This window comes from Roseateles sp. P5_E4, from assembly GCF_054049255.1.
Genome location: NZ_JBFUMS010000022.1, coordinates 36,161 through 58,978 on the forward strand (window position 1 = coordinate 36,161; position 22,818 = coordinate 58,978).

At 64.4% G+C, this 22,818-nt stretch carries 37 protein-coding genes; 4 read left to right on the forward strand and 33 right to left on the reverse strand.

Annotated features, from left to right (window positions below; all coding sequences use genetic code 11):
* Positions 1-41: 41 nt before the first annotated feature.
* The 4 genes from ACXJLH_RS28405 to pdeM are packed head-to-tail and all read left to right on the forward strand — an operon-like array spanning position 42 to position 5,924.
* Positions 42-1,082, forward strand: a complete 1,041-nt coding sequence (locus ACXJLH_RS28405; RefSeq protein WP_457447788.1) for a ligase-associated DNA damage response exonuclease — start codon at positions 42-44, stop codon at positions 1,080-1,082.
* A complete protein-coding gene (locus ACXJLH_RS28410; protein ID WP_457447790.1) occupies positions 1,079-2,722 on the forward strand; it encodes an ATP-dependent DNA ligase in 1,644 nt (547 codons plus the stop codon). Before ACXJLH_RS28405 ends, ACXJLH_RS28410 begins: the two co-directional genes overlap by 4 nt.
* A gap of 35 nt (positions 2,723-2,757) precedes the next feature.
* Positions 2,758-5,268: a ligase-associated DNA damage response DEXH box helicase gene (locus ACXJLH_RS28415; protein ID WP_457447791.1), complete on the forward strand. Its 2,511-nt coding sequence runs from the start codon at positions 2,758-2,760 to the stop codon at positions 5,266-5,268.
* A complete protein-coding gene (pdeM, locus tag ACXJLH_RS28420; RefSeq protein WP_457447793.1) occupies positions 5,265-5,924 on the forward strand; it encodes a ligase-associated DNA damage response endonuclease PdeM in 660 nt (219 codons plus the stop codon). Before ACXJLH_RS28415 ends, pdeM begins: the two co-directional genes overlap by 4 nt.
* 9 nt (positions 5,925-5,933) lie before the next feature.
* Here pdeM and ACXJLH_RS28425 read toward each other — a convergent pair whose 3' ends face one another.
* From ACXJLH_RS28425 to ACXJLH_RS28585, 33 genes are all read right to left on the reverse strand, one after another.
* A complete protein-coding gene (locus ACXJLH_RS28425; RefSeq protein ID WP_457324253.1) occupies positions 5,934-6,122 on the reverse strand; it encodes a hypothetical protein in 189 nt (62 codons plus the stop codon).
* Between the two features lie 8 nt (positions 6,123-6,130).
* On the reverse strand, positions 6,131-6,475 hold the full coding sequence (locus ACXJLH_RS28430; RefSeq protein ID WP_457324254.1) for a PRC-barrel domain-containing protein: 345 nt from the start codon (positions 6,473-6,475) through the stop codon (positions 6,131-6,133).
* Positions 6,476-6,636: 161 nt separating this feature from the next.
* Positions 6,637-7,026 carry a 50S ribosomal protein L17 gene (gene rplQ / locus ACXJLH_RS28435; protein ID WP_056194184.1) on the reverse strand — a complete coding sequence of 130 codons (390 nt, stop codon included), beginning with the start codon at positions 7,024-7,026 and terminating at the stop codon, positions 6,637-6,639.
* Positions 7,027-7,161: 135 nt separating this feature from the next.
* Positions 7,162-8,151, reverse strand: coding sequence for a DNA-directed RNA polymerase subunit alpha (locus tag ACXJLH_RS28440; protein WP_056194188.1), 990 nt, complete (start codon positions 8,149-8,151; stop codon positions 7,162-7,164).
* A gap of 138 nt (positions 8,152-8,289) precedes the next feature.
* Positions 8,290-8,913, reverse strand: coding sequence for a 30S ribosomal protein S4 (rpsD, locus tag ACXJLH_RS28445; protein WP_056194191.1), 624 nt, complete (start codon positions 8,911-8,913; stop codon positions 8,290-8,292).
* Positions 8,914-9,146: 233 nt separating this feature from the next.
* Positions 9,147-9,551 carry a 30S ribosomal protein S11 gene (gene rpsK, locus ACXJLH_RS28450; protein WP_056194196.1) on the reverse strand — a complete coding sequence of 135 codons (405 nt, stop codon included), beginning with the start codon at positions 9,549-9,551 and terminating at the stop codon, positions 9,147-9,149.
* Positions 9,552-9,577: 26 nt separating this feature from the next.
* Positions 9,578-9,943 carry a 30S ribosomal protein S13 gene (gene rpsM, locus ACXJLH_RS28455; protein WP_056194199.1) on the reverse strand — a complete coding sequence of 122 codons (366 nt, stop codon included), beginning with the start codon at positions 9,941-9,943 and terminating at the stop codon, positions 9,578-9,580.
* Between the two features lie 34 nt (positions 9,944-9,977).
* Positions 9,978-10,091 carry a 50S ribosomal protein L36 gene (gene rpmJ / locus ACXJLH_RS28460; protein ID WP_056194202.1) on the reverse strand — a complete coding sequence of 38 codons (114 nt, stop codon included), beginning with the start codon at positions 10,089-10,091 and terminating at the stop codon, positions 9,978-9,980.
* A 57-nt stretch (positions 10,092-10,148) separates the two neighbouring features.
* Positions 10,149-10,367: a translation initiation factor IF-1 gene (infA, locus tag ACXJLH_RS28465; RefSeq protein WP_009855680.1), complete on the reverse strand. Its 219-nt coding sequence runs from the start codon at positions 10,365-10,367 to the stop codon at positions 10,149-10,151.
* A gap of 58 nt (positions 10,368-10,425) precedes the next feature.
* The gene (gene secY, locus ACXJLH_RS28470; protein WP_056194205.1) at positions 10,426-11,733 is read right to left on the reverse strand and encodes a preprotein translocase subunit SecY; all 1,308 of its coding nucleotides are present in this window, start codon (positions 11,731-11,733) and stop codon (positions 10,426-10,428) included.
* Positions 11,734-11,761: 28 nt separating this feature from the next.
* Entirely contained in the window at positions 11,762-12,193 is a 432-nt protein-coding gene (gene rplO / locus ACXJLH_RS28475) for a 50S ribosomal protein L15 (RefSeq protein ID WP_056194207.1), read from the reverse strand.
* A gap of 25 nt (positions 12,194-12,218) precedes the next feature.
* Positions 12,219-12,401 carry a 50S ribosomal protein L30 gene (gene rpmD / locus ACXJLH_RS28480; protein ID WP_056194210.1) on the reverse strand — a complete coding sequence of 61 codons (183 nt, stop codon included), beginning with the start codon at positions 12,399-12,401 and terminating at the stop codon, positions 12,219-12,221.
* Between the two features lie 20 nt (positions 12,402-12,421).
* Positions 12,422-12,943, reverse strand: coding sequence for a 30S ribosomal protein S5 (gene rpsE / locus ACXJLH_RS28485; protein ID WP_056194212.1), 522 nt, complete (start codon positions 12,941-12,943; stop codon positions 12,422-12,424).
* 18 nt (positions 12,944-12,961) lie between these two features.
* The gene (gene rplR, locus ACXJLH_RS28490; RefSeq protein ID WP_056194215.1) at positions 12,962-13,321 is read right to left on the reverse strand and encodes a 50S ribosomal protein L18; all 360 of its coding nucleotides are present in this window, start codon (positions 13,319-13,321) and stop codon (positions 12,962-12,964) included.
* Positions 13,322-13,332: 11 nt separating this feature from the next.
* Positions 13,333-13,866, reverse strand: a complete 534-nt coding sequence (rplF, locus tag ACXJLH_RS28495) for a 50S ribosomal protein L6 (RefSeq protein ID WP_056194218.1) — start codon at positions 13,864-13,866, stop codon at positions 13,333-13,335.
* An 18-nt stretch (positions 13,867-13,884) separates the two neighbouring features.
* Positions 13,885-14,280 (reverse strand): 30S ribosomal protein S8, encoded by a 396-nt coding sequence (rpsH, locus tag ACXJLH_RS28500; protein WP_056194221.1) that lies wholly within the window; start codon positions 14,278-14,280, stop codon positions 13,885-13,887.
* Positions 14,281-14,303: 23 nt separating this feature from the next.
* Positions 14,304-14,609, reverse strand: a complete 306-nt coding sequence (gene rpsN, locus ACXJLH_RS28505) for a 30S ribosomal protein S14 (protein WP_056194224.1) — start codon at positions 14,607-14,609, stop codon at positions 14,304-14,306.
* An 8-nt stretch (positions 14,610-14,617) separates the two neighbouring features.
* Positions 14,618-15,157, reverse strand: coding sequence for a 50S ribosomal protein L5 (rplE, locus tag ACXJLH_RS28510; RefSeq protein ID WP_056194227.1), 540 nt, complete (start codon positions 15,155-15,157; stop codon positions 14,618-14,620).
* Between the two features lie 10 nt (positions 15,158-15,167).
* Positions 15,168-15,482, reverse strand: coding sequence for a 50S ribosomal protein L24 (gene rplX, locus ACXJLH_RS28515; protein WP_056194230.1), 315 nt, complete (start codon positions 15,480-15,482; stop codon positions 15,168-15,170).
* 23 nt (positions 15,483-15,505) lie between these two features.
* Positions 15,506-15,874: a 50S ribosomal protein L14 gene (gene rplN, locus ACXJLH_RS28520; protein WP_056194233.1), complete on the reverse strand. Its 369-nt coding sequence runs from the start codon at positions 15,872-15,874 to the stop codon at positions 15,506-15,508.
* Positions 15,875-16,137: 263 nt separating this feature from the next.
* Positions 16,138-16,647: a redoxin family protein gene (locus tag ACXJLH_RS28525; protein WP_457447795.1), complete on the reverse strand. Its 510-nt coding sequence runs from the start codon at positions 16,645-16,647 to the stop codon at positions 16,138-16,140.
* Between the two features lie 93 nt (positions 16,648-16,740).
* On the reverse strand, positions 16,741-17,016 hold the full coding sequence (rpsQ, locus tag ACXJLH_RS28530; RefSeq protein ID WP_056194239.1) for a 30S ribosomal protein S17: 276 nt from the start codon (positions 17,014-17,016) through the stop codon (positions 16,741-16,743).
* Positions 17,013-17,213 carry a 50S ribosomal protein L29 gene (gene rpmC / locus ACXJLH_RS28535; protein ID WP_056194241.1) on the reverse strand — a complete coding sequence of 67 codons (201 nt, stop codon included), beginning with the start codon at positions 17,211-17,213 and terminating at the stop codon, positions 17,013-17,015. Before rpmC ends, rpsQ begins: the two co-directional genes overlap by 4 nt.
* Positions 17,214-17,223: 10 nt before the next feature.
* Positions 17,224-17,640: a 50S ribosomal protein L16 gene (gene rplP / locus ACXJLH_RS28540; protein WP_056194244.1), complete on the reverse strand. Its 417-nt coding sequence runs from the start codon at positions 17,638-17,640 to the stop codon at positions 17,224-17,226.
* A 2-nt stretch (positions 17,641-17,642) separates the two neighbouring features.
* On the reverse strand, positions 17,643-18,506 hold the full coding sequence (gene rpsC / locus ACXJLH_RS28545; RefSeq protein WP_056194248.1) for a 30S ribosomal protein S3: 864 nt from the start codon (positions 18,504-18,506) through the stop codon (positions 17,643-17,645).
* Between the two features lie 14 nt (positions 18,507-18,520).
* Positions 18,521-18,850, reverse strand: a complete 330-nt coding sequence (gene rplV, locus ACXJLH_RS28550) for a 50S ribosomal protein L22 (protein ID WP_056194291.1) — start codon at positions 18,848-18,850, stop codon at positions 18,521-18,523.
* Positions 18,851-18,861: 11 nt separating this feature from the next.
* Positions 18,862-19,140, reverse strand: coding sequence for a 30S ribosomal protein S19 (gene rpsS / locus ACXJLH_RS28555; RefSeq protein WP_056194250.1), 279 nt, complete (start codon positions 19,138-19,140; stop codon positions 18,862-18,864).
* A 10-nt stretch (positions 19,141-19,150) separates the two neighbouring features.
* A complete protein-coding gene (rplB, locus tag ACXJLH_RS28560; protein WP_056194253.1) occupies positions 19,151-19,975 on the reverse strand; it encodes a 50S ribosomal protein L2 in 825 nt (274 codons plus the stop codon).
* Positions 19,976-20,290, reverse strand: a complete 315-nt coding sequence (gene rplW, locus ACXJLH_RS28565) for a 50S ribosomal protein L23 (RefSeq protein ID WP_056194256.1) — start codon at positions 20,288-20,290, stop codon at positions 19,976-19,978.
* The gene (gene rplD / locus ACXJLH_RS28570) at positions 20,287-20,907 is read right to left on the reverse strand and encodes a 50S ribosomal protein L4 (RefSeq protein ID WP_056194259.1); all 621 of its coding nucleotides are present in this window, start codon (positions 20,905-20,907) and stop codon (positions 20,287-20,289) included. The genes rplW and rplD overlap by 4 nt, the downstream gene beginning before the upstream one ends.
* Positions 20,907-21,578, reverse strand: a complete 672-nt coding sequence (gene rplC / locus ACXJLH_RS28575; RefSeq protein WP_056194263.1) for a 50S ribosomal protein L3 — start codon at positions 21,576-21,578, stop codon at positions 20,907-20,909. The genes rplD and rplC overlap by 1 nt, the downstream gene beginning before the upstream one ends.
* 263 nt (positions 21,579-21,841) lie before the next feature.
* On the reverse strand, positions 21,842-22,153 hold the full coding sequence (gene rpsJ / locus ACXJLH_RS28580; protein WP_056194266.1) for a 30S ribosomal protein S10: 312 nt from the start codon (positions 22,151-22,153) through the stop codon (positions 21,842-21,844).
* Between the two features lie 67 nt (positions 22,154-22,220).
* On the reverse strand, positions 22,221-22,818 hold a 598-nt coding region (locus ACXJLH_RS28585), incomplete at its 5' end, for an EF-Tu C-terminal domain-related protein (RefSeq protein ID WP_457447797.1).

A 22,818-nucleotide genomic window follows, 5' to 3' on the forward strand; every position in this document is an offset into this window, starting at 1 on the left:
GTCCGACAACCGTGCTGCGCCGACCTGGGCACACTGGGTCCATGGCTGACTTGATCACCCGCCGCCCCGAGGGCCTGTATTGCGAGGCGGGCGGCTTTCATATCGACCCCTGGCGGCCGGTGGCGCGTGCCGTCATCACCCACGCCCATGCCGACCATTGCCGCGAGGGCCACGGCGCCTACCTCGCCCACAGCGACGCCGAAGGGCTGATGCGCTCCCGCATGGGTCCCGACATGGCCTTCCAGGGCCTGGCCTATGGCGAGCCGTTGCAACTGGGCGAGGTAACCGTCAGCCTGCACCCTGCCGGCCATGTGCTGGGCTCGGCCCAGGTGCGGGTGGAACACCGCGGCGAGGTCTGGGTCGTGTCGGGCGATTACTTCGTCAGCGGCGCGGTGAATGCTGAGGGGGAGGCCAACACCACCTGCGCGCCCTTCGAGCCGGTGCGCTGCGATGTCTTCATCACCGAAGCCACCTTTGCCCTGCCCATCTACCGCTGGGCACCGCAGACCGAGGTGCTGGCCGAGATGCGCACCTGGTGGGCCGACTGCGCAGCCCAGGGCAAGCAGGCGCTGCTGATGGGCTACAGCCTGGGCAAGGCGCAGCGGCTGGTGGCGGGGCTGGCAACCGCCGACGCACCTGGGCCGGTGCTGGTGCATGCGGCGGTTGCGCGGCTGAACGAGGCCTATCGCGCGGCGGGCGTGGCCCTGCCGGAGGTGGAGACCGTGACGCCGGAAACGAACTTCAAGGCGCTGCGCGGCGCGCTCGTCATCGCACCGCCGGCCGTGCAGGACAGCCGCTGGGCCAAAGCGCTGGGGCCGCACAGCGACGCCTTTGCCAGCGGCTGGATGCGGTTGCGCGGCGCCCGCCGGCGCCGCAGCGTGGACCGCGGCTTCGTCTTCAGCGACCACGCCGACTGGCCGGGGCTGCTGTCGGCCATTCAATCGACCGGCGCCCGGCGCGTCATCGTCACGCATGGCGACGAAGGCGCGCTGGTGCGCTATCTGAGTGAACTGGGCTTGCAGGCCGAGGCCTTTGCGACCGAGTACGGCGACGAGACGCATGGCGTGGAGGCGGCGCAATGAAGCGCTTTGTCGCCCTCTACCTCGCCATCGACGCCAGCACGTCCACACTGGCCAAGGTTGCGGCATTGAAACGCTACCTGGCCGACGCGCCCGCGCGTGATGCGGCCTGGGCCGTCTATCTGCTGGCCGGCGGCACGCCGCGCCGAGCGGTGCCCACGAGCGAGCTGCGAGCACTGGCCTGCGAGGCGGCGGGTTTGCCGGAGTGGCTGTTCGAGGCCGGCTATGCCGTCACCGGCGACCTGGCGGAGGCCATCGCTTACGTGCTTCCCGACCCGCAGGACAAGCTCGACGAGCCGCTGGCCGACTGGATGGAGCAGCGCATCCTGCCGCTGCGTGCGCTCGACGCAGCGGCGCGACGCGAGGCCGTGTTGAGCGCGTGGCAGGGCCTGTCGGCGGACGAGCGCTTCATGTTCGTCAAGCTGGTGGGCGGGGGCTTTCGCGTCGGTGTCAGCAAGCTGCTGGTGCAGCGGGCGCTGGCCGAGTGGTCTGGGGCCGACGCGGCCGGCATCGCCCAGCGCATGATGGGCTACACCCAGATCGACACGCCGCCGACGGCCGCGCGCTTCCAGGCGCTGCTGGCCGAGGACACAAGCGGCTCTCGTGGCGGCCAGCCCTACCCCTTCTTCCTGGCGCATGCGCTGCCCGGCGAACCGGCGGCGCTTGGCGAGCGCAGCGACTGGCTGGCGGAATGGAAGTACGACGGCATCCGGGCCCAGGTGGTCAAGCGCGACGGCCAGGTGTGGATCTGGTCGCGCGGCGAGGAGCTGGTGACGGAACGCTTTCCGGAGGTGGTGCTGGAAGCGAGCACCTGGCCGGATGGCACGGTGGTGGACGGCGAGCTGCTGGCCTGGCGCCACGGCGAGGCCGAGCCGGCACCGTTTGCGCTGCTGCAAAAACGCATCGGCCGCACCAAGCTGTCCAAGGCCATCCTGGCCGAGGCGCCGGTGCGGCTGCTGGCGTATGACCTGCTGGAGAGCGACGGGGTTGATCGCCGGCAGGAGCCCATGCACAACCGTCGCGCGCGGCTGGAGCAGTTGGGCATCGCGACATCGCCGCTGGTGGAAGCGGACGAATGGTCTGACCTAGCCGCCGCGCGCGAAGGCTCGCGCGAGCGTCGTGTCGAAGGCCTGATGCTGAAGCACCGTGAGTCAGCCTATGGCATCGGCCGCACCGTCGGCGCCTGGTGGAAATGGAAGGTCGCACCGCTGAGCGTGGATGCCGTGTTGATCTACGCCCAGGCCGGCCATGGCCGCCGCGCCAACCTCTACACCGACTACAGCTTTGCCGTCTGGAACCGCGCGCCACGGGATGCGGCGGAGGCCGAGGCGGCTTTGGATTCAACGGGCGGCGACCTGACGTTGGTGCCCTTCGCCAAGGCCTATTCGGGGCTGACCGACGAGGAGATCAAGGGCGTGGACCGCGAGATCCGCAAGACGACGGTCGAGAAGTTCGGGCCGGTGCGGCGCGTGCGGCCGACGATGGTGTTCGAGCTGGGCTTCGAGGGCATCCAGGCGAGCTCACGGCACAAGAGTGGCATCGCGGTAAGGTTTCCGCGGATGCTGAGGATTCGGGAGGACAAGCCGTTGTGGGAGGCGGATACGTTGGCGTCGTTGAGGGCCTTGATGGATGCGGTGGCGTGATGTTGGTTGCTTTTGCGACGAGGCAAAAACATCTGATGCCTAACCCGACCACAGCATGGCTTGAAAGCAAGGGCTGGAAGCCCTTCCCCTTCCAAAAGAACGTCTGGAAGGAAATGAAAGCCGGCCACTCCGGCCTACTGCATGCCACCACCGGCTCCGGCAAGACTCTCGCCGTCTGGCTCGGCGCGCTGCAGGCGTTCGGTGCCAAGGAAGCTTCGCTGACCGTGCTCTGGGTGACCCCGATGCGCGCGCTCAGCCACGACACGCTGCTAGCCCTGCAGGACGCGGCGTCTGCGCTCGCGCCGGACTGGACGCTGGCCGCACGCACCGGCGACACATCGACCAACGAGCGTGCCTCTCAGCAGCGCCGCTGGCCCACCGCCCTCGTGACGACACCGGAGTCGCTGAGCCTGATGCTGTCGCGCGCCGATGCACCCGACGTGCTCAGGCGCGTGCGCCTCGTCGTCGTCGACGAATGGCACGAACTGCTCGGCACCAAGCGCGGCGTGCAGCTGCAGCTCGCGCTTGCACGACTGCGCCGATGGAACCCGGCGCTGATGACCTGGGGCCTGTCGGCCACGCTGGCCAATCTCGACGAGGCGCGTGACGTGCTGGCGCCGGATGCCGCGCTGGTGCGTGGCGCCCAGGACAAGAAGATCGACATCGCGACGCTGCTGCCCGCTCGCATCGAGCGCTTCGCCTGGGGCGGCCATATGGGTCTGACCATGCTGCCGGCCGTCGCCGAGCTGATCGACAAGGCGGCCAGCACCTTGGTGTTCACCAACACGCGCTCTCAGAGCGAGCGCTGGTTCCAGGCGCTGCTGGACGCACGGCCCGACTGGGCAGGCGCGATCGCCCTGCACCACGGCTCCATCGATGCCGAGCTGCGCCGCTGGGTGGAGGCGGCCATGAAGGCGGGCCAGCTCAAGGCCGTCGTCTGCACGGCCAGCCTGGATTTGGGCGTGGACTTCCTGCCGGTGGACCAGGTGCTGCAAATCGGCTCGGCCAAGGGCGTGGCCCGCCTGCTGCAGCGCGCGGGCCGCAGCGGCCATGCGCCGGGGCGGCGCTCGCGCGTGACCATGGTGCCGACGCACAGCCTGGAGATCGTCGAGGCCTCGGCCCTGCGCGCCGCCGTGGAGGCCGGCCGCATCGAGCCGCGCCATGCGCCGGTGGCGCCGCTGGACGTGCTGGTGCAGCACCTCGTCACGGTCGCGCTGGGCGGTGGCTTCCGGCCCGATGAGTTGCTGGCCGAGGTGCGTACAGCGCCGAGCTATCGCGGCTTGAGCGACGAGGCCTGGCAATGGGCCCTGGCCTTTGTGCACCATGGCGGCGAGAGCCTGCGCGCCTACCCGGACTTCCAGCGTGTCGTGCCCGACGAAGAGGGCGTGTGGCGTGTGCCGGACGTGCGGCTGGCGCGGCGCCACCGCAGCAACATCGGCACCATCGTGTCGGACGCCATGATGAGCGTGCAGTTCCTGGGCGGGGGGCGCATCGCGACGGTGGAGGAGAGCTTCATCGCGCGGCTCAAGCCCGGTGATGTCTTCCTGCTGGGTGGCCGGGCGCTGGAGCTGGTGCGCGTCGAGGGGCTGACCGCCTATGTGCGCATCGGCAAGCCGGGCCGCGCGCTGCTGCCGCGCTGGAACGGCGGGCAGTTCCCGATCTCCGACACGCTGGCCGATGCGATGCTGGAGCGCTTCGATGAAGCGGCGCAGGGTCGCTATCTGGACAAGGAGATGCGCTTCGTCGCACCGCTGCTGAAGCTGCAGGCCGAGTGGTCGGCCCTGCCCGGGCCGCAGCGGCTGCTGGCCGAGGTGCAGACCTCGGCGGACGGCCATCACCTCTTCCTCTACCCGTTCGCCGGCCGCACGGTGCACCTGGGCCTGGCCTGGCTGCTGGCCTGGCGCGTGGGGCGCGACACGCCGGCCACCTTCACCGTCGCCATCAACGAATACGGCATGGAGCTGCTCAGCGCCACCGACGTCGACTGGGCGGCGCGCCTGCCCGGACTGCTTGCCGCCGTGGACCGCCACACGCTGCGCCAGGAGGTGCTGGCCAGCATCAACGCCAGCGAACTGGCGCGCCGGCGCTTCCGGCAGATCGCGCGCATCTCGGGGCTGATCTTCCAGAGCCACCCCGGCGAGGTGCGCAGCCAGCGCCAGCTGCAGGCATCGAGCTCGCTGTACTTCGATGTCTTTCGCCAGCACGACCCGGGCAACCGCCTGCTGCGCCAGGCCGAGGAGGAGCTGCTGTCGGCCGAGCTGGATGAGGATTCGCTGGCGCGCACGCTGGACCGATTGGCTGCAATGCCGCTGGATTTGCAGCGGCCAAAGCAGACCTCGCCGCTGGCCTTTCCGCTGCTGGTCGAGATGCTGCGCGAACGGGTGACGACCGAGTCACTGGCACAGCGGTTGACGCGCATGCTGGCGGAGCTGGAGGCGGCGGCGGGCGGAGGCGCGGCGCCGCTGGACGTGGGCGTGCGGCTGGCCTTCGCGCAGGAGAGCAACAAGACCGCTAAACGCGGTGGTGCGCGGTGGGGGCGGCGGTGAGCCTCAGCATCGAAGCTGCCGGCGAGACCTTGTGGCTGCTGCCGGATGGCGCGGTCTGGTGGCCCACCGCGCGCACGCTGTTCGCTGCCGACCTGCACCTGGGCAAGGGCGCTGCCTTTCGTGCGCAAGGTCAGGCGGTGCCGGCTGGCAGCAGCGCGCGCACATTGGCGCGGCTGGAAGCGCTGGTAGCGACGCACCGTGCGACTCAACTCGTCGTGCTGGGTGATTTCTGGCACAGCGCCGAGGGGCTGACGCCGGCCCTGCTCGAATCGGTCGACGGCTTTGCGCGACGCGTACCGACCGTGCTCGTACTCGGCAACCACGACCGGCGCATTCATCCGCCCGGCTTGCCGATGGAGATTGTCAGCACGGCATTGGCGTTAGGCCCTTTGACAGCTGCGCATGAGCCACCGCCACCCGGCGCAGCGGGCTTCACGCTTGCAGGGCATTGGCACCCCGCCGTCGTCATCGCCAGCCGTGCGGGGGACCGACTGCGCCGGCCTTGCTTCGTGCGCTACCCGCACGCCCTGGTGCTGCCGGCCTTCGGCGGCCTCACCGGTGCGCTGACGCTGCGGCGCGCGGACCTTGCCCGGCACAGCGCGCAGGTGGCGGTGCTCGGCGACGGCGATCTGCACTGGCTGCCTTTGCGCCGGTAACGCGGCTGGTCAGATCTTGTGCTGAGGCGGGCCCTGGGGCGCTTCACGCGCCGTGCCGTCTTTCTGGCGCGCCGGCGCCTTGGCCTGCTTGGTCAGCGTCTGCCCTTGGGTGGCCTTGGTTGTGGCGAATTCGCTGGCGGTGTGCGTCACAGGGCCGGACTGGGCGTTGTGGCTGCGGCCAAGATGGGACTTGCTCATGGTGCGCCTCACTGCCAGTTGAAGCCGTAGTGGGTATAGACGCTGCGGCCGTAGTCCTCGGTGTAGGCCGGCGCTGCGTCCTTGGCGTACCGCGGCGCATCGGTCAGCAGGTCGCGATCCAGGTTGACGACATAGCCATCCTTGCTGGTGTCGTACTTCAGCATGTCCCAGGGCAGCGGGTAGCGGTCGGTACCCAGGCCGAGAAAGCCGCCGAATTCCAGTGCGGCATAACGCACATGGCCGGTGCGCTTGTCGATGACGAGGTCGTCGATGGCGCCGAGCTTGTCGCCGGCGAGGTCGTAGACCGCGGTGCCCTCGACCTTGGCCGAGGAGATGGTGGGATGGAGGCTCATGGCGGGCTCCTGCGAAGTGGAAGCGGCGTTCCACTGTGCGCGCGCCGGGGCCGCGGTGTCGTCAGGCTGGGTTTGCCTTGCGCGTAGGAGGGGGCCGACGCCGCGAGCGCCCATGAAAAAGCCCGCACGAGGCGGGCTTCATGGATCAGCGCGGGCTGAACTTATTCGACGGCTTCGCCAGCGGTCTCGCCTTCGGCGCGATCCACCAGCTCAACGAAAGCCATGGGCGCGTTGTCGCCGACGCGGAAGCCCATCTTCAGGATGCGGGTGTAGCCGCCCGGACGAGCCGCGAAGCGCGGGCCCAGCACGTTGAACAGCTTGCTGACGATGTCGCGGTCGCGCAGGCGGTCGAAAGCCAGGCGGCGGTTGGCCAGCGTAGGTTCCTTGGCGAGCGTGATGAGGGGCTCAACAACGCGGCGCAGTTCCTTGGCCTTGGGGACCGTGGTCTTGATGGCTTCGTGCTCGAGCAGAGACACGCACATATTGCGCAGCATGGCAGCGCGGTGGGCGCTGGTGCGGTTGAGTTTACGGAGGCCGTTACGGTGACGCATGGTGCTATTCCTTTTTCACTTTGTTAATGCCAGCAGCCGGATCAGGTACTGCTGGTTGCACGATCAAACGCACCAAAGTGCGTTTGTCATCCGATGACGGCCTTCAGGCCGTCTTTTCTGTTCGAGCGAAGCGGATTACCGCTTGTCCAGGCCTTGCGGGGGCCAGTTTTCCAGGCGGGCGCCGAGGGTGAGGCCGCGGGAAGCCAGGACTTCCTTGATCTCGTTGAGCGACTTGCGACCCAGATTGGGGGTCTTCAGCAGCTCGGTCTCGGTGCGCTGGATCAGATCGCCGATGTAGTAGATGTTTTCGGCCTTCAGGCAGTTGGCCGAACGCACGGTGAGCTCGAGTTCGTCGACCGGGCGCAGCAGGATCGGGTCGAAGCTGCTGGAGCGCTGGGCCGGCTGGTCGAAGGCGTCGACCAGGTCGGTGCCTTGCAGCTGGGCGAAAACGGCCAGCTGCTCAACCAGGATCTTGGCCGAAGCACGGATCGCTTCCTCGGGCGAGATGGCGCCGTTGGTTTCGATTTCCATGACCAGCTTGTCCAGGTCGGTACGCTGCTCGACGCGGGCGTTTTCGACGGCGTAGCTGACGCGCTTGACGGGCGAGAACGAGGCGTCGAGGACGATGCGGCCGATGCTCTTGGTCGGCTCGTCGCCGAAGCGGCGCATCGTGCCGGGCACATAGCCACGGCCCTTCTCGACCTTGATCTGCATGTCCAGCTTGCCGCCTTGCGACAGGTGGGCGATGACGTGCTCGGGATTGATGATCTCGACGTCGTGCGGGGTCTGGATGTCGGCCGCGGTGACGGGGCCTTCGCCTTCCTTGCGCAGGACCAGGGTCACTTCTTCACGGTTGTGCAGGCGGAAGACGACGCCCTTGAGGTTCAGCATGATGTGAACCACGTCCTCTTGCACGCCGTCGATGGCCGAGTACTCGTGGAGCACGCCGGCAATCGTCACTTCCGTCGGCGCATACCCCACCATCGACGAGAGCAGCACACGGCGCAGGGCGTTGCCCAGGGTGTGACCGTAGCCGCGTTCGAACGGCTCCAGGGTGACCTTGGCGCGATGACCGCCCAGGGGCTCCACGTTGATGGACTTGGGTTTGAGCAAGTTGGTTTGCATGAGGTCTTTCTTTCAATACCCTCGGTTCGTTACACCGATAAGGCTGAGGACCAGCCGGGCAGAGCCTACGAAGGGCAAAAGCCCGGACGAGGAAACGCCGACCGCGCCCAAAGCAGGCGTGGTCGGCGGGGGAAACGATTAACGCGAGTACAACTCGACGATCAGCGATTCGTTGATCTCGGCGCCGAACTCATCGCGGTCCGGAGCCTTCTTGAACACGCCTTCGAGCTTGGTGCCGTCGACGCTGACCCAGGCCGGCAGGCCGATGGAGTCGGCGAGCTTGAACGACTCGGTGACGCGCAGCTGCTTCTTGGCCTTGTCGCGAACGGCGACGGTGTCACCGGCCTTGACCAGGTAGGAAGCGATGTTGACGACCTCGCCGTTCACCGTGACACCCTTGTGCGAAACCAGCTGACGGGCTTCTGCGCGGGTGGAGCCGAAGCCCATGCGGTAGACGACGTTGTCCAGGCGCGATTCCAGCAGTTGCAGCAGGTTCACGCCGGTCGAGCCCTTGCGGCGCTCGGCTTCGGCGAAGTAGCGGCGGAACTGGCGCTCCAGCACGCCGTACATGCGCTTGACCTTCTGCTTCTCGCGCAGCTGCAGGCCGAAGTCGGACGTGCGCTGGCCGGAGGTGCGGCCGTGCTGGCCGGGCTTGGAGTCGAACTTGACCTTGTCGCTGATGGCGCGGCGGGCGCTCTTCAGGTAGAGGTCGGTGCCTTCGCGGCGGGAAAGTTTGCCCTTGGGGCCGAGGTAACGTGCCACTTTGCGTGTCCTTGTTCAATCTGACGCCAAGCCTCAAATCCGAGGTTGTTGACGCGAGTCCAGCCGGTGTTTTTATGGGCTTGGACGGTGGGCTTATGAGCCGTCTCGAAAATGAGATCGACTCAAGACTGAAGCCGGCGCGGCACAAAGTGCCCGCCGGCTCCGGGAAAACGCGCGATTATCGCACCGCCATCCGAATCTGCAATGTCCCTGTCACCTAGAGGTGAATGGGATCAGATACGGCGACGCTTCTGCGGACGGCAGCCGTTGTGCGGCACGGGCGTCACGTCAGAGATCGAGTTGATGCGAATGCCCAGCGCTGCCAGGGCGCGAACCGACGACTCACGACCCGGGCCGGGGCCCTTGATCTTGACGTCGAGGTTCTTGATGCCCTGCTCTTGTGCAGCGCGGCCAGCCACTTCAGCTGCCACCTGGGCTGCAAAGGGGGTCGACTTGCGCGAGCCCTTGAAGCCTTGGCCACCCGACGAAGCCCACGACAGGGCGCCGCCTTGACGGTCAGTGATGGTGATGATGGTGTTGTTGAACGAGGCGTGGACGTGCGCGATGCCGTCTGCAACGTTCTTGCGGACCTTCTTGCGAACCCGCTGGGCAGCCGAATTGTTGGGTGCTTTTGCCATGATGAGCTTCTTTCAGTTCGGGCAGCTTACTTCTTGCCGGTCGCAGCCGACTTGCGCGGACCCTTGCGGGTACGGGCATTCGTACGGGTGCGTTGACCACGCATCGGCAGGCCACGGCGGTGACGGAAGCCGCGGTAGCAACCGAGGTCCATCAGACGCTTGATGTTGATGGACTGCTCACGGCGCAGGTCACCTTCGATGGTCAACTTGTTGACCTCGTCACGGATCTTTTCGAGATCGCCGTCGTTCAGGTCCTTGACCTTCTTGTCGAACGGAATGCCGCAGTTCGTGCAGATCTGCTGAGCGGTCGTACGGCCAATGCCGTAGATCGAGGTCAGACCGATCTCAGTGTGCTTTTGCGGCGGAATGTTGATACCAGCAATACGTGCCATGGTTGTCCTCTAGTCCTGTCGTGCGAGCTGGGGCTCAGCCCTGGCGCTGCTTGTGGCGCGGGTCGGTGCAGATCACACGCACCACGCCCTTGCGGCGGATGATCTTGCAATTGCGGCACATCTGCTTAACGGATGCCGAAACTTTCATGGTCTGCTCCTTGGCCTAACTTCTTTGCGCTCACACGCGTCCGGGGGTTCAAACAGCTCACTTCGCCCGGAACACGATGCGAGCACGACTCAAATCGTAGGGTGTCAGCTCTACGGTCACTTTGTCGCCAGGCAGGATGCGGATGTAGTGCATCCGCATCTTGCCGGAGATGTGACCGAGAACGACATGCCCGTTCTCCAACTTGACTCTGAACGTGGCGTTGGGGAGGTTCTCAAGAATCTCGCCCTGCATTTGAATGACGTCGTCTTTCGCCATGCCGTACGTTCAGGATTGTTGTTGGAATCAATCTTGGTTAACGATCAGCTCCGCGCCCTCAGGGCTTGAAGCTGGCCTTCTTCAGCAGTGACTCGTACTGCTGACTCATGATGTAGCTCTGCACCTGGGCCCAGAAGTCCATCGTCACGACGACGATGATCAACAGGGAAGTGCCACCAAAGTAGAACGGAACGTTGTACTTCAGCGTCAGGAATTCGGGCAGCAGGCAGACCAGCGTGATGTAGATCGCACCAGCCAGCGTGAGCCGCGAAAGGATCTTGTCGATGTGCTTGGCGGTCTGCTCACCCGGACGAATGCCCGGAATGAACGCGCCACTCTTCTTCAGGTTGTCTGCGGTCTCACGACTGTTGAACACCAGCGCCGTGTAGAAGAAGCAGAAGAACACGATGGCAGCCGAATACAGCAGCACATAGATCGGCTGACCCGGGCTGACCATGCCGGCCAGGTCCTTCAACCAGCGCAGACCATCACCCGTCGCGAACCAGCTCACCACCGTTGTCGGCAGCAGGATGATCGACGAAGCAAAGATCGGCGGGATCACGCCGGACATGTTCAGCTTCAGCGGCAGGTGCGACGACTGGCCGCCGTAGACCTTGTTGCCGACCTGGCGCTTCGCATAGTTCACGAGGATCTTGCGTTGGCCACGTTCGACGAAGACCACGGCGAAGGTCACCAGCACGACCAGCGAGATCACGATCAGCGCCGAGCCGTAACCCATCGCACCGGTACGCACCAGCTCGAACAGGCCACCGATCGCACCCGGCAGACCCGCGGCGATACCGCCGAAGATCAGGATCGAGATGCCATTGCCCAGACCGCGCTCGGTGATCTGCTCACCCAGCCACATCAGGAACATCGTGCCGGCCACCAGGCTGGACACTGCGGTCAGGCGGAAGCCGAAACCAGGGTTCAGCACCAGGCCAGCAGAGCCTTCCAGCGCCAATGCGATCGACAGGCTCTGGAACAGAGCCAGACCCAGCGTCGCATAACGCGTGTACTGGGTGATCTTGCGACGCCCGGCTTCGCCTTCCTTCTTCAGCTGTTCCAGCGTCGGCACGACGTAGGTCATCAGCTGTAAAACGATGGACGCCGAGATGTAAGGCGTAATGCCCAACGCGAACACGGTGAAGCGCGACAGCGCGCCGCCCGAGAACATGTTGAACAGGCTCAGGATGCCACCGGCCTGGCCCTTGAAGAATTGGGCCAGCTGGTTCGGGTCGATACCGGGCACGGGGATATGCGCCCCGATGCGGTAGACGACCAGAGCCAGCAGCAGGAACACAAGCCGACGACGCAGGTCGCCGAACTTGCCGCTCTTGGCCAGCTGATTCGCGTTGGTAGCCACGCTGGATCAGTTCCTTGTGCGCTGTGAATTAAGCGACCGAGCCGCCGGCCGCCTCGATGGCCGCCTTGGCGCCCTTCGTGGCGTTCACGCCCTTCAGCGTGACCTTGCGCTCGATGGCGCCGGACAGGATGACCTTGACTGACTTAGCCAGTTGGGGCACCAGGCCGACCGCCTTCAGCGTCGACACGTCGATCTCTTCGCCGGCCAGACCTTGCAGGTCCGACAGGTTGATCTCGACGCTGTACTTCAGCGTCAGCGACTTGAAGCCACGCTTGGGCAGGCGACGTTGCAGCGGCATCTGGCCGCCTTCGAAGCCGACCTTGTGGTAGCCACCAGCGCGGGACTTCTGGCCCTTGTGGCCACGACCTGCGGTCTTGCCCAGGCCCGAGCCGATGCCGCGGCCGACACGGCGCTTGGCATGCTTGGAGCCCTCAGCGGGCTTGATCGTGTTGAGTTCCATCGTCTTGTCCTCTTGTGTGCCGCGCTTAGAGCACTTGCACCAGATAAGCGATCTTGTTGATCATGCCGCGCACTGCGGGCGTGTCTTCCAGGGTGCTCTGGCTGTTCAGCCGACGCAGACCCAGGCCGACCACGGTGGCACGGTGCGAGGCGCGGCAGCCGATGGGGCTACGCACCAGCTTGACCGTCACGGTTTTCTTGTCAGACATCTTGTGCTCCGCTTGGGCGATCAGTTGAAGATTTCTTCAACAGTCTTGCCGCGCTTGGCTGCGACAGAGGCCGGCGTGGTTGAACGCTTCAGAGCGTCCAGCGTGGCGCGGACCATGTTGTAAGGGTTGGTCGAACCGTGGCTCTTGGTCACGATGTCGGTCACGCCCATCACTTCGAAGACGGCGCGCATCGGGCCGCCGGCGATGACGCCGGTACCGGCAGGAGCCGGGGCCATGATGACGTGTGCAGCACCGTGCTCGCCCACCACGTTGTGGTGGATGGTGCCGTTCTTCAGGCTGACCTTGACCATGTTGCGGCGAGCCGACTCCATGGCCTTCTGCACGGCGACCGGCACTTCCTTGGCCTTGCCCTTGCCCATGCCGATGCGGCCATCGCCATCACCGACCACGGTCAGAGCGGCGAAGGACAGCGTACGGCCACCCTTCACAACCTTGGTCACGCGGTTGACCGCGATCATCTTTTCCTTCAGGCCGTCGTCGTTGCCTTCAGCCTGAGCGCCGCGGGGTTGAAACTTTGCCATTTCTTATTCCTTGATGCGTCAGAACTGCAGGCCGGCTTCGCGGGCTGCTTCGGCCAGGGCCTTGACACGGCCGTGGTAGGCAAAACCGGAGCGGTCGAAGGCAACCTTCTCGACGCCAGCGGCCTTGGCCTTCTCGGCGATCAGCTTGCCCACCAGCGTGGCAGCGGCGACGTTGCCGCCGTTGCTGCTCAGCTGTTCGCGGACCGACTTCTCGGCAGTGGAGGCTGCAGCCAACACCTTGGCGCCGTCTTCCGAGACGACTTGGGCGTAGATATGCAGGTTGGAGCGGAACACCGTCAGACGGGCCACGCGCTGGATCGCAATGCGAGCGCGGGTCTGGCGCGAACGACGCAGGCGTTGTTCTTTCTTGGTCATCATGGCGCTGCTCCTTACTTCTTCTTGGTCTCTTTGAGGGAGACCTTCTCATCCGAATAACGGATGCCCTTGCCCTTGTAGGGCTCAGGCGGACGGAAGGCGCGCACCTCGGCGGCGATCTGGCCGACGACCTGACGGTCAGCGCCCTTGATGACGATTTCCGTCTGGGTCGGGCACTCGACCTTGATGCCAGCCGGCATGTCCTTCACCACGGGGTGCGAGAAGCCGATCTGAAGGTTGAGCTTCTGGCCCTGGGCCTGGGCGCGGAAACCCACGCCGACCAGGTTCAGCTTGCGCTCGAAGCCTTTGCTAACGCCACTGACCATATTGGCCACCAGCGCACGCATCGTGCCGCTCATCGCATCGGCTTCAGCCGAATCGTTGGCGGGAACGAAGCTCAGCTTGCCGGCTTCGTTCTTGACGGTGACGAGCTTGTTAGCGGTACGCACCAGCGTACCGAGCGAGCCCTTGATGCTGATCGAGTCAGCAGACACGGTCACATCCACGCCTTGCGGAATGGCGACCGGCATTTTTCCTACGCGGGACATTGTTCGTCTCTCCTTCGCTTAGGCGACGTAGCAGAGCACTTCACCGCCGATACCGGCAGCGCGCGCCTTGCGGTCCGTCATCACACCTTGCGGGGTGGTGACGATCGCCACACCCAGGCCATTCATGACCTGAGGAATGTCGTGGCGGCCCTTGTAGATGCGCAGGCCGGGGCGGCTGACGCGCTCGATACGTTCGATGACCGGACGGCCAGCGTAGTACTTCAGCGCGATTTCCAGCTCGGGGCGGGCTGCTTCGCCGCGAACGGCGAAGTCATCGATATAGCCTTCGTCCTTCAGGACTTTGGCAATCGCCACCTTTAGCTTGGACGACGGCATGGCAACGCTCGTCTTTTCGACGATCTGCGCGTTGCGGATGCGGGTCAGCATATCGGCGATGGGATCACTCATGCTCATTTGCGAATACTCCTATCGGCCGATTACCAGCTGGCCTTGACGACACCGGGGATGTCGCCCTTGAAGGCCAGTTCACGAATCTTGTTACGGGCCAGGCCGAACTTGCGGAAGGTGCCACGCGGACGACCGGTCAGCTCGCAGCGGTTGCGCAGGCGAGTCGGGTAGGCGTTACGGGGCAGCTTCTGCAGTTCGAGGCGAGCGGCGTAGCGCTCTTCATCCGACTTTTTGCTGTCGTCGATGATGGCCTTCAGTTCTGCGTACTTCTTCGCGAACTTGGCGACGAGTGCTTCGCGCTTCAGTTCACGTTGTTTGATGGAAGTTTTAGCCACAGATCACCTCAGTTCTTGAACGGGAACTTGAACGCAGCCAGGAGAGCCTTGGCTTCGTCGTCCGTCTTGGCAGTCGTCGTGATGCTGATGTTCAGACCACGCAGAGCATCCACCTTGTCGTATTCGATTTCGGGGAAGATGATCTGTTCTTTGACGCCGATGTTGTAGTTGCCACGGCCATCGAACGAGCGACCGGAGATACCCCGGAAGTCGCGAACGCGCGGCAGGGCGATCGTCACGAAGCGGTCCAGGAATTCATACATCTGGACGCCGCGCAGGGTGACCATCGCGCCGATGGGCACCGCGTCACGGATCTTGAAGCCGGCGATTGCCTTTTTCGACTTCGTGACGACGGGCTTCTGGCCGGCGATCTTGGTCAGGTCGCCCACGGCGTGGTCCATGACCTTCTTGTCGGCGACAGCCTCGCTCACGCCCATGTTGAGCGTGATCTTGGTGATGCGAGGCACCTCCATGACCGACTTGTAGCCGAACTTCTCGACCAGGCCGGGCACGATTTTTTCGCGGTAATGCGTTTGAAGACGAGCCATGAGGGACCTCTTAAGCCTTGATCTCTTCGCCGGTCGACTTGAACACGCGCACCCGCTTGCCGTCGACGAGCTTGACGCCCACACGATCGGCCTTGCCGGAGGCGGCGTTGAAGATCGCCACGTTGGATTGATGGATAGGCATGGTCTTGTCGACAACGCCACCGGTGGTGCCCTTCATGGGGTTGGGCTTGACGTGCTTCTTGACGACATTGATGCCGTCAACGACCACATGGGCGTCGTCAGTGCGGGCGGACACAGTGCCGCGCTTACCCTTGTCGCGGCCGGTCAGCACAATGACCTGGTCGCCGGTACGAATCTTGTTCATGGCTTACCTCAGACAGTGGGGGCTCAAAGCACCTCGGGCGCCAGCGACACGATCTTCATGAAGCGCTCGGTACGCAGTTCACGCGTCACCGGGCCGAAGATGCGGGTGCCGATCGGCTCCAGCTTGGCGTTGAGCAGCACGGCGGCATTGCCGTCGAACTTGACGAGCGAGCCGTCCTGGCGGCGCACGCCCTTGGCAGTACGAACCACCACGGCGCTGTAGACCTCGCCCTTCTTCACGCGACCACGCGGGGCAGCTTCTTTGATGCTGACCTTGATGATGTCGCCAATGTGCGCATAGCGGCGCTTGGAGCCGCCCAGCACCTTGATGCACTGAACGGACTTCGCACCAGTGTTGTCCGCGACATCAAGCCGCGATTGCATTTGGATCATGTCTGTCCCCAACTTGCCCCGAGTTGCAGCAGAGCTGCGCGTCGGTCAGTCTTGGGCCCGTAAGTCAGTCAGCTTGTAGCGTTGCGCCACTTGCTGCCCAACGGTTGAGGGCGGATCCGAAACCAGCATGGGCAGCTGCGTAGCAGGTGCACTGGTGTTCGGCGAAGCTGCGCATTATGCAGTGAGAACCCTTGGGGCGTCAATGCCTGTCGCAGAAGTTTTTGCAGGACCGGCTGCTGCCGGCCCGCGGAATGACCAATTGCTTAGGCGGCCTTGGCTTGCGCCAGCATCGTGCTGGCGTCGCTGACCTCGAACTTGCCGGGGCCTTCGACGTTCAGCGTCTTGACGACGCCATCCTTGACCAGCATCGAGTAGCGCTGCGAGCGCACGCCCATGCCCTTGGCGGTGAGGTCCAGCGTCAGGCCGGTGGCCTGGGCGAACTGGGCGCTACCGTCGGCCATCATGCGGACCTTGCCGGCGGTCTTCTGGTCACGACCCCACGCGCCCATGACAAAGGCGTCGTTGACGGACACGCACCAGATCTCGTCAACACCGGCAGCTTTCAACGCCTCGGCCGACTCGACGTAGCCCGGCACATGCTTGGCCGAGCAGGTCGGCGTGTAGGCGCCCGGCAGGGCAAAGATGGCGATGGTCTTGCCGGCCGTGGCCTTCTCGATATCGAAGCTGTTGGGGCCGAGCGAGCAGCCCTCGCCTTCCACTTCGATGAATTCCTGCAGGCTGCCTGCGGGCAGCTTGTCGCCAACCTTGATCATGGTGTCGCTCCTGAGAGAGTGTTCCGGAAATGAAAAACCGGCGCGCCAGTTGCCCAGCGTGCCGGTTGTGCAGCGGTCATGCGACCGGTGTCTTTAGACGATCTCGGCCTTCTCGACCAGGCGGGTCACGACCCAGCTCTTGGTCTTGGAGATCGGACGGCCTTCGCTGATCTCGACGACGTCACCCATCTTGTACTCGCCCTTTTCGTCATGGGCGTGGTACTTGCGGGAACGGGCCACGATCTTGCCGTAGAGCTCGTGCTTGGCGCGACGCTCGACCAAGACGGTGACCGTCTTGGCACGCTTGTCGCTGACCACGCGGCCGACCAGGGTGCGCGTGTTCTTGGCTTGGACTTGGGCCTCAGTCATTTCGTGGCCTCCTTCTTCTTTTGTGCCAGGACGGTCTTGGCACGCGCGATGTCGCGGCGGGTCTTGCCCAGTTGGCTGTGGTTGGTCAGCTGCTGGGTGGCCTTTTGCATGCGCAGGCCGAAGTGGGCCTTCAGCAAGTCGGTCACTTCCTTTTCGAGGGCAGCGACATCCTTGGTGCGGAGTTCAGTTGCTTTCATGGTGTCTTCCTCAGGTGCCGACCTGGCGGGCCACGAAGGTGCAACGCAGCGGCAGCTTGGCAGCAGCCAGCGTGAACGCCTCGCGAGCGAGTTGCTCGGGAACGCCGTTAACCTCGTAGATCACCTTGCCGGGCTGGATTTCAGCGACGTAGTACTCGGGGTTGCCCTTGCCGTTACCCATCCGAACTTCGGCAGGCTTTTGCGAGATGGGCTTGTCCGGGAACACGCGGATGAAGATTCGACCACCGCGCTTGATGTGGCGCGAGATCGCGCGGCGAGCCGCTTCGATCTGGCGGGCCGTCAGACGGCCGCGCTCGGTGGCCTTGAGGCCGAAATCACCGAAAGACACCGCAGCACCTCGGGTCGCAACACCCGTGTTGCGGCCCTTCTGCTCCTTGCGGTATTTACGACGAGCGGGTTGCAGCATGCTTATTCTCCTTTGGCCTCACCACCGGCTGCGGGGACCTTGCGGACCACGCGCTTGGCGGCAGGCTTGGCTGCGTCACCCGTGGGGGCGGCGGCAGCGGGCTGATCTGCTCCGTCACGCGGGCCACGGTCGCCACCCGGACGGCCACGGCCACCAGGAGCGCCCGGACGGGCGTTACGGCGCGGGCGACGATCGTCTTCGGCGCCTGCGGGGGTGTTGATGACCGGAGCCTCGCCATTGGCAAGACGGTCACCGCGGTAGACCCAGACCTTGACGCCGATGACGCCGTAGGTGGTCTTGGCTTCGGAGAAGCCGTAGTCGATGTCGGCCTTCAGGGTGTGCAGGGGCACACGACCTTCGCGATACCACTCGGTACGAGCGATTTCGATGCCGTTCAGACGACCAGCGCTCATGATCTTGATGCCCTGGGCACCCAGACGCATCGCGTTCTGCATCGCGCGCTTCATGGCGCGGCGGAACATGATGCGCTTCTCGAGCTGCTGGGTGATCGAGTCGGCGATCAGCTGAGCATCGACTTCGGGCTTGCGCACTTCTTCGATGTTGACGGCGACGGGCACGCCCAGACGCTTGGTCAGTTCAGCCTTCAGCGCTTCGATGTCCTCGCCCTTCTTGCCGATCACGACGCCCGGGCGAGCCGAGTAGATCGTGATGCGTGCGTTCTTGGCGGGGCGCTCAATCAGGATGCGCGAAACGGCAGCATTCTTGAGCTTGGCCTTCAGGTACTCGCGAACACGCAGATCTTCGGCCAGCATCGTGGCGAAGTTCTGATTGTTCGCATACCAGCGCGAAGCCCAGTTACGGGTGACAGGAAGGCGAAAGCCAACCGGATGGATTTTCTGTCCCATAGTCTTCTTGCGCCTTAGTTGCCGACAGCCACAAAGATGTGGCAGGTGGGCTTGCTGATGCGGTTGCCGCGACCCTTGGCGCGAGCCGAGAAGCGCTTCAGCGTGGCACCCTGCTCGACGTAGATCGAGGTGACCTTGAGTTCATCAATGTCAGCGCCGTCGTTGTGCTCGGCGTTGGCGATGGCGCTTTCCAGCGCCTTCTTGATGATGACGGCCGCCTTCTTCTGGGTGAATTCCAGGATGTTGAGCGCGTGGTCCACCTTCTTGCCGCGGATCAGGTCAGCCACGAGGCGACCCTTGTCACAGGAAAGGCGAACGCCACGAACGATTGCTTTGGTTTCCATCGTTGGCATCCTTACTTCTTCCCGGCCTTCTTGTCGGCCGGATGGCCTTTGAAGGTGCGGGTCAGTGCGAATTCACCCAGCTTGTGGCCGACCATCTGGTCAGACACATAAACCGGCACGTGCTGCTTGCCGTTGTGCACGGCGATCGTCAGACCGATGAACTCGGGCAGGATCGTCGAGCGGCGCGACCAAGTCTTGATGGGCTTCTTGTCTTTAATGGCAACAGCCTTGTCGACCTTGGCCATCAGATGGTGGTCAACGAAGGGGCCCTTCTTCAGCGAACGGGTCATGGCCTAGCCCTTACTTCTTGCGACGCGAGACGATGAACGTCTGCGTGCGCTTGTTGTTGCGAGTGCGGTAGCCCTTCGTCAGGGTGTTCCACGGCGACACAGGGACCTGGCCCTCGCCGGTGCGGCCTTCGCCACCACCGTGCGGGTGATCCACCGGGTTCATCGCCACACCGCGAACGGTCGGACGGATACCCTTCCAGCGGATCGCGCCGGCCTTGCCGTACTGGCGCAGGCTGTGCTCTTCGTTGCTCACTTCACCGATGGTGGCGCGGCAGTCGACGTGCACGCGGCGGACTTCGCCGGAGCGCAGACGGATCTGGGCGTAAACGCCTTCGCGAGCCATCAGGACCGCAGACGTGCCGGCCGAACGGATCATCTGGGCACCCTTGCCAGGCTGCAGCTCGATGCAGTGAATCGTCGAGCCCACCGGGATGTTGCGGATCGGCAGCGTGTTGCCAGCCTTGATCGGGGCTTCCGCGCCGCTCAGGATGGTCGAACCCACTTCCAGACCGCGCGGAGCGATCACGTAGCGGCGTTCGCCGTCGGCGTACACCACCAGCGCAATGTGGGCGGTGCGGTTCGGGTCGTACTCGATGGTCTCGACCTTGGCCGGAATGCCGTCCTTGTTGCGCTTGAAGTCGACCACGCGGTAGTGGTGCTTGTGACCACCGCCCTTGTGGCGAATCGTGATGTGACCGTTGTTGTTGCGGCCCGAATTCTGGATTTGCGGCTCAAGCAAAGCTGCATGGGGCGCGCCCTTGTGCAGGTGCTTGTGCACCACCTTGACGACGCCACGGCGACCGGGCGAGGTAGGTTTGACTTTGACGATGGCCATTTACGCGGCCTCCCCGGAGAAATTGAGCTCTTGACCGGCCTTGAGGGCCACATAGGCCTTCTTGACGTGGTCACGGCGGCCGGCACGGCCACCAAAGCGCTTCGTCTTGCCCTTGACCTGGACGACGTTGACCGACTCGACCTCGACCTTGAACATCAGTTCAACAGCGGCCTTGATTTCGGGCTTGGTGGCGTCGCGCAGGACCTTGAACAGGACCTGGTTGTGCTTCTCGGCAACTTGCGTGGCCTTTTCGGACACGATGGGCGCGAGCAGCACGGAGGCCAGACGGCCTTCGGAATACTTTGGGGCGCTCATGCCAGCATCTCCTTGAGTTGCTCGACCGCAGCCTTGGTCACCAGCACCTTCTTGTAGAAGACCAGCGACAGGGGGTCGGCGTAGCGCGGCTCGACGACCAGCACATTGGCCAGGTTGCGCGAAGCCAGCAGCAGGTTGTCATCCACGACATCGGAGATGACCAGCACCGAGTCCAGGCCCATGGCCTTGAACTTGGCGGCCAGCAGCTTGGTCTTGGGGGCTTCGATCGAGATCGAATCCACCACGGCCAGGCGGCCTTCGCGGGCCAGCTGCGACAGGATCGCAGCCATGCCGGCGCGGTACATCTTCTTGTTCAGCTTGTGCGAGAAGTTCTCGTCAGGCATGTTCGGGAAGATGCGACCGCCCCCGCGCCACAGCGGCGACGAGGTCATACCGGCGCGAGCGCGGCCGGTGCCCTTCTGGCGGAAAGGCTTCTTGGTCGAGTGATGAACCTGTTCACGGTCCTTCTGGGCACGAGTGCCTTGGCGGGCGTTGGCCTGGAAGGCCACGACCACCTGGTGCACCAGGGCTTCGTTGTAGTCGCGAGCGAAGATGGTGTCAGGCGCTTCCACCTTGGCGGTGGCCTGACCCTGCTCGTTCAGGAGCTCGAGCTGCATCAGTTGGCTCCCTTCTTGACTTTGACCTTGACGGCCGGGCGAACGACGATGTGGCCGTTCTTGGAACCCGGGACCGCGCCGCGGACCAGCAGCAGTTGACGGGCTTCGTCAACGCGCACGATGTCCAGGTTCTGCGTGGTGCAGGTTTCGTCGCCCATGTGGCCGGTCATCTTCTTGCCCGGGAACACACGGCCCGGGTCTTGCGCCATCGAGATCGAGCCCGGCACGTTGTGCGAACGGCTGTTACCGTGCGACGCGCGCTGCGAGCTGAAGTTGTGGCGCTTGATGGTGCCCGCAAAGCCCTTGCCGATGGACGTGCCCTGCACGTCGACCAGCTGGCCGGCGGCGAACAACGTCACCGGAACGGTCGCGCCAGCTTGGTACTGGGCTGCGACGTCGGCTTCGACGCGGAATTCCTTGAGGATTTCACCGGCTTCGACACCTGCCTTGGCAAGGTGGCCGGCTTCAGGCTTGGTGACGCGCGAAGCTTTGCGCGTACCGAACGCCACTTGAATGGCGCTGTAGCCGTCGGTCTCTTGGGTCTTGACCTGGGTCACGCGGTTGTTGGACACGTCCAGCACCGTCACAGGGATGGCATCGCCATCGTCCGTGAAGATGCGCATCATGCCCACCTTGCGGCCCAGCAAACCGAGACGGTTGCTCAGACTCATGTTTTTCTCCAGCCCCGTCGGCTCACGCCTCGGAAGCTATTGCGAACACCCGACATCGATTGGCCGGGCTGACTTGTGCAGGATCTCTTGCGAAACACCGCGCGAATATCCGAGCAGGCATAGGCCAACCCGGAAAAGCTGGTGAGTATAGCCTGCGGGGTTGCCCCGATGCAAGCGTTAGGCCCCGCCCAGCACAAAAGACAAGACCCCGGCCTGCCGAGGCAGGACCGAGGTCTTGGATTACCAAGCCCGAAGGCCCTGGATTACTGCAGCTTGATTTCGACGTCGACGCCGGCGGGCAGGTCGAGCTTCATCAGCGCGTCAACCGTCTTGTCGGTCGGGTCGACGATGTCCATCAGGCGTTGATGGGTGCGGATTTCGAACTGGTCGCGACTCGTCTTGTTGACGTGGGGCGAACGCAGGATGTCGAAACGCTCCATGCGCGTCGGCAGGGGCACGGGGCCCTTGACGATGGCGCCGGTGCGCTTGGCGGTCTCGACGATCTCGAGGGCCGACTGGTCGATCAGCTTGTAATCAAACGCCTTGAGGCGGATGCGGATCTTTTGCTTTTGCATGACGGTTCCTTAAAGAGCAGGTGGTGAGCACCGGAGGCCAAGGCTCCCGGTGCACGTCACGCATGAATTACGCGAGGATCGTGGCGACGACGCCCGAGCCGACGGTACGACCGCCTTCACGGATGGCGAAGCGCAGGCCCGTTTCCATCGCGATCGGCGCGATCAGCTTCACGGTGATGCCGACGTTGTCGCCGGGCATGACCATTTCCTTGTCCTTGGGCAGCTCCACGGCACCGGTCACGTCCGTGGTACGGAAGTAGAACTGGGGACGGTAGTTGTTGAAGAACGGGGTGTGGCGGCCGCCCTCTTCCTTGGACAAGACGTAGATCTCGGCCGTGAAGTGGGTGTGCGGCTTGATCGAGCCGGGCTTGGCCAGAACCTGGCCGCGCTCGACGTCTTCACGCTTGGTGCCGCGCAGCAGGATGCCGACGTTGTCGCCCGCTTGACCCTGGTCCAGCAGCTTGCGGAACATTTCGACGCCGGTGACGGTGGTCTTCTGCACGTCGCGGATGCCGACGATTTCGATTTCTTCGCCGACCTTGATGATGCCGCGCTCGACGCGACCGGTCACGACGGTGCCGCGGCCGGAGATCGAGAAGACGTCTTCAACCGGCAGCAGGAAGGCGCCGTCGATGGCACGGTCCGGCTGGGGGATGTAGTTGTCC

What these genes read in the sequence shown, in the direction of transcription:
- ACXJLH_RS28405 (WP_457447788.1), top strand. Translation starts at nt 42, where the DNA reads ATGGCTGACTTGATCACCCGCCGCCCCGAGGGCCTGTATTGCGAGGCG.
- ACXJLH_RS28410 (WP_457447790.1), top strand. Translation starts at nt 1,079, where the DNA reads ATGAAGCGCTTTGTCGCCCTCTACCTCGCCATCGACGCCAGCACGTCC.
- ACXJLH_RS28415 (WP_457447791.1), top strand. Translation starts at nt 2,758, where the DNA reads ATGCCTAACCCGACCACAGCATGGCTTGAAAGCAAGGGCTGGAAGCCC.
- ACXJLH_RS28425 (WP_457324253.1), bottom strand. Translation starts at nt 6,122, where the DNA reads ATGAGCAAGTCCCATCTTGGCCGCAGCCACAACGCCCAGTCCGGCCCT.
- ACXJLH_RS28430 (WP_457324254.1), bottom strand. Translation starts at nt 6,475, where the DNA reads ATGAGCCTCCATCCCACCATCTCCTCGGCCAAGGTCGAGGGCACCGCG.
- rplQ (WP_056194184.1), bottom strand. Translation starts at nt 7,026, where the DNA reads ATGCGTCACCGTAACGGCCTCCGTAAACTCAACCGCACCAGCGCCCAC.
- ACXJLH_RS28440 (WP_056194188.1), bottom strand. Translation starts at nt 8,151, where the DNA reads ATGCAAACCAACTTGCTCAAACCCAAGTCCATCAACGTGGAGCCCCTG.
- rpsK (WP_056194196.1), bottom strand. Translation starts at nt 9,551, where the DNA reads ATGGCAAAAGCACCCAACAATTCGGCTGCCCAGCGGGTTCGCAAGAAG.
- rpsM (WP_056194199.1), bottom strand. Translation starts at nt 9,943, where the DNA reads ATGGCACGTATTGCTGGTATCAACATTCCGCCGCAAAAGCACACTGAG.
- rpmJ (WP_056194202.1), bottom strand. Translation starts at nt 10,091, where the DNA reads ATGAAAGTTTCGGCATCCGTTAAGCAGATGTGCCGCAATTGCAAGATC.
- infA (WP_009855680.1), bottom strand. Translation starts at nt 10,367, where the DNA reads ATGGCGAAAGACGACGTCATTCAAATGCAGGGCGAGATTCTTGAGAAC.
- rplO (WP_056194207.1), bottom strand. Translation starts at nt 12,193, where the DNA reads ATGGAACTCAACACGATCAAGCCCGCTGAGGGCTCCAAGCATGCCAAG.
- rpmD (WP_056194210.1), bottom strand. Translation starts at nt 12,401, where the DNA reads ATGTCTGACAAGAAAACCGTGACGGTCAAGCTGGTGCGTAGCCCCATC.
- rpsE (WP_056194212.1), bottom strand. Translation starts at nt 12,943, where the DNA reads ATGGCAAAGTTTCAACCCCGCGGCGCTCAGGCTGAAGGCAACGACGAC.
- rplR (WP_056194215.1), bottom strand. Translation starts at nt 13,321, where the DNA reads ATGATGACCAAGAAAGAACAACGCCTGCGTCGTTCGCGCCAGACCCGC.
- rplF (WP_056194218.1), bottom strand. Translation starts at nt 13,866, where the DNA reads ATGTCCCGCGTAGGAAAAATGCCGGTCGCCATTCCGCAAGGCGTGGAT.
- rpsH (WP_056194221.1), bottom strand. Translation starts at nt 14,280, where the DNA reads ATGAGCATGAGTGATCCCATCGCCGATATGCTGACCCGCATCCGCAAC.
- rplE (WP_056194227.1), bottom strand. Translation starts at nt 15,157, where the DNA reads ATGGCTCGTCTTCAAACGCATTACCGCGAAAAAATCGTGCCCGGCCTG.
- rplX (WP_056194230.1), bottom strand. Translation starts at nt 15,482, where the DNA reads ATGAACAAGATTCGTACCGGCGACCAGGTCATTGTGCTGACCGGCCGC.
- rplN (WP_056194233.1), bottom strand. Translation starts at nt 15,874, where the DNA reads ATGATCCAAATGCAATCGCGGCTTGATGTCGCGGACAACACTGGTGCG.
- ACXJLH_RS28525 (WP_457447795.1), bottom strand. Translation starts at nt 16,647, where the DNA reads ATGATCAAGGTTGGCGACAAGCTGCCCGCAGGCAGCCTGCAGGAATTC.
- rpsQ (WP_056194239.1), bottom strand. Translation starts at nt 17,016, where the DNA reads ATGACTGAGGCCCAAGTCCAAGCCAAGAACACGCGCACCCTGGTCGGC.
- rpmC (WP_056194241.1), bottom strand. Translation starts at nt 17,213, where the DNA reads ATGAAAGCAACTGAACTCCGCACCAAGGATGTCGCTGCCCTCGAAAAG.
- rplP (WP_056194244.1), bottom strand. Translation starts at nt 17,640, where the DNA reads ATGCTGCAACCCGCTCGTCGTAAATACCGCAAGGAGCAGAAGGGCCGC.
- rpsC (WP_056194248.1), bottom strand. Translation starts at nt 18,506, where the DNA reads ATGGGACAGAAAATCCATCCGGTTGGCTTTCGCCTTCCTGTCACCCGT.
- rplV (WP_056194291.1), bottom strand. Translation starts at nt 18,850, where the DNA reads ATGGAAACCAAAGCAATCGTTCGTGGCGTTCGCCTTTCCTGTGACAAG.
- rpsS (WP_056194250.1), bottom strand. Translation starts at nt 19,140, where the DNA reads ATGACCCGTTCGCTGAAGAAGGGCCCCTTCGTTGACCACCATCTGATG.
- rplB (WP_056194253.1), bottom strand. Translation starts at nt 19,975, where the DNA reads ATGGCCATCGTCAAAGTCAAACCTACCTCGCCCGGTCGCCGTGGCGTC.
- rplW (WP_056194256.1), bottom strand. Translation starts at nt 20,290, where the DNA reads ATGAGCGCCCCAAAGTATTCCGAAGGCCGTCTGGCCTCCGTGCTGCTC.
- rplD (WP_056194259.1), bottom strand. Translation starts at nt 20,907, where the DNA reads ATGCAGCTCGAGCTCCTGAACGAGCAGGGTCAGGCCACCGCCAAGGTG.
- rplC (WP_056194263.1), bottom strand. Translation starts at nt 21,578, where the DNA reads ATGAGTCTGAGCAACCGTCTCGGTTTGCTGGGCCGCAAGGTGGGCATG.
- rpsJ (WP_056194266.1), bottom strand. Translation starts at nt 22,153, where the DNA reads ATGCAAAAGCAAAAGATCCGCATCCGCCTCAAGGCGTTTGATTACAAG.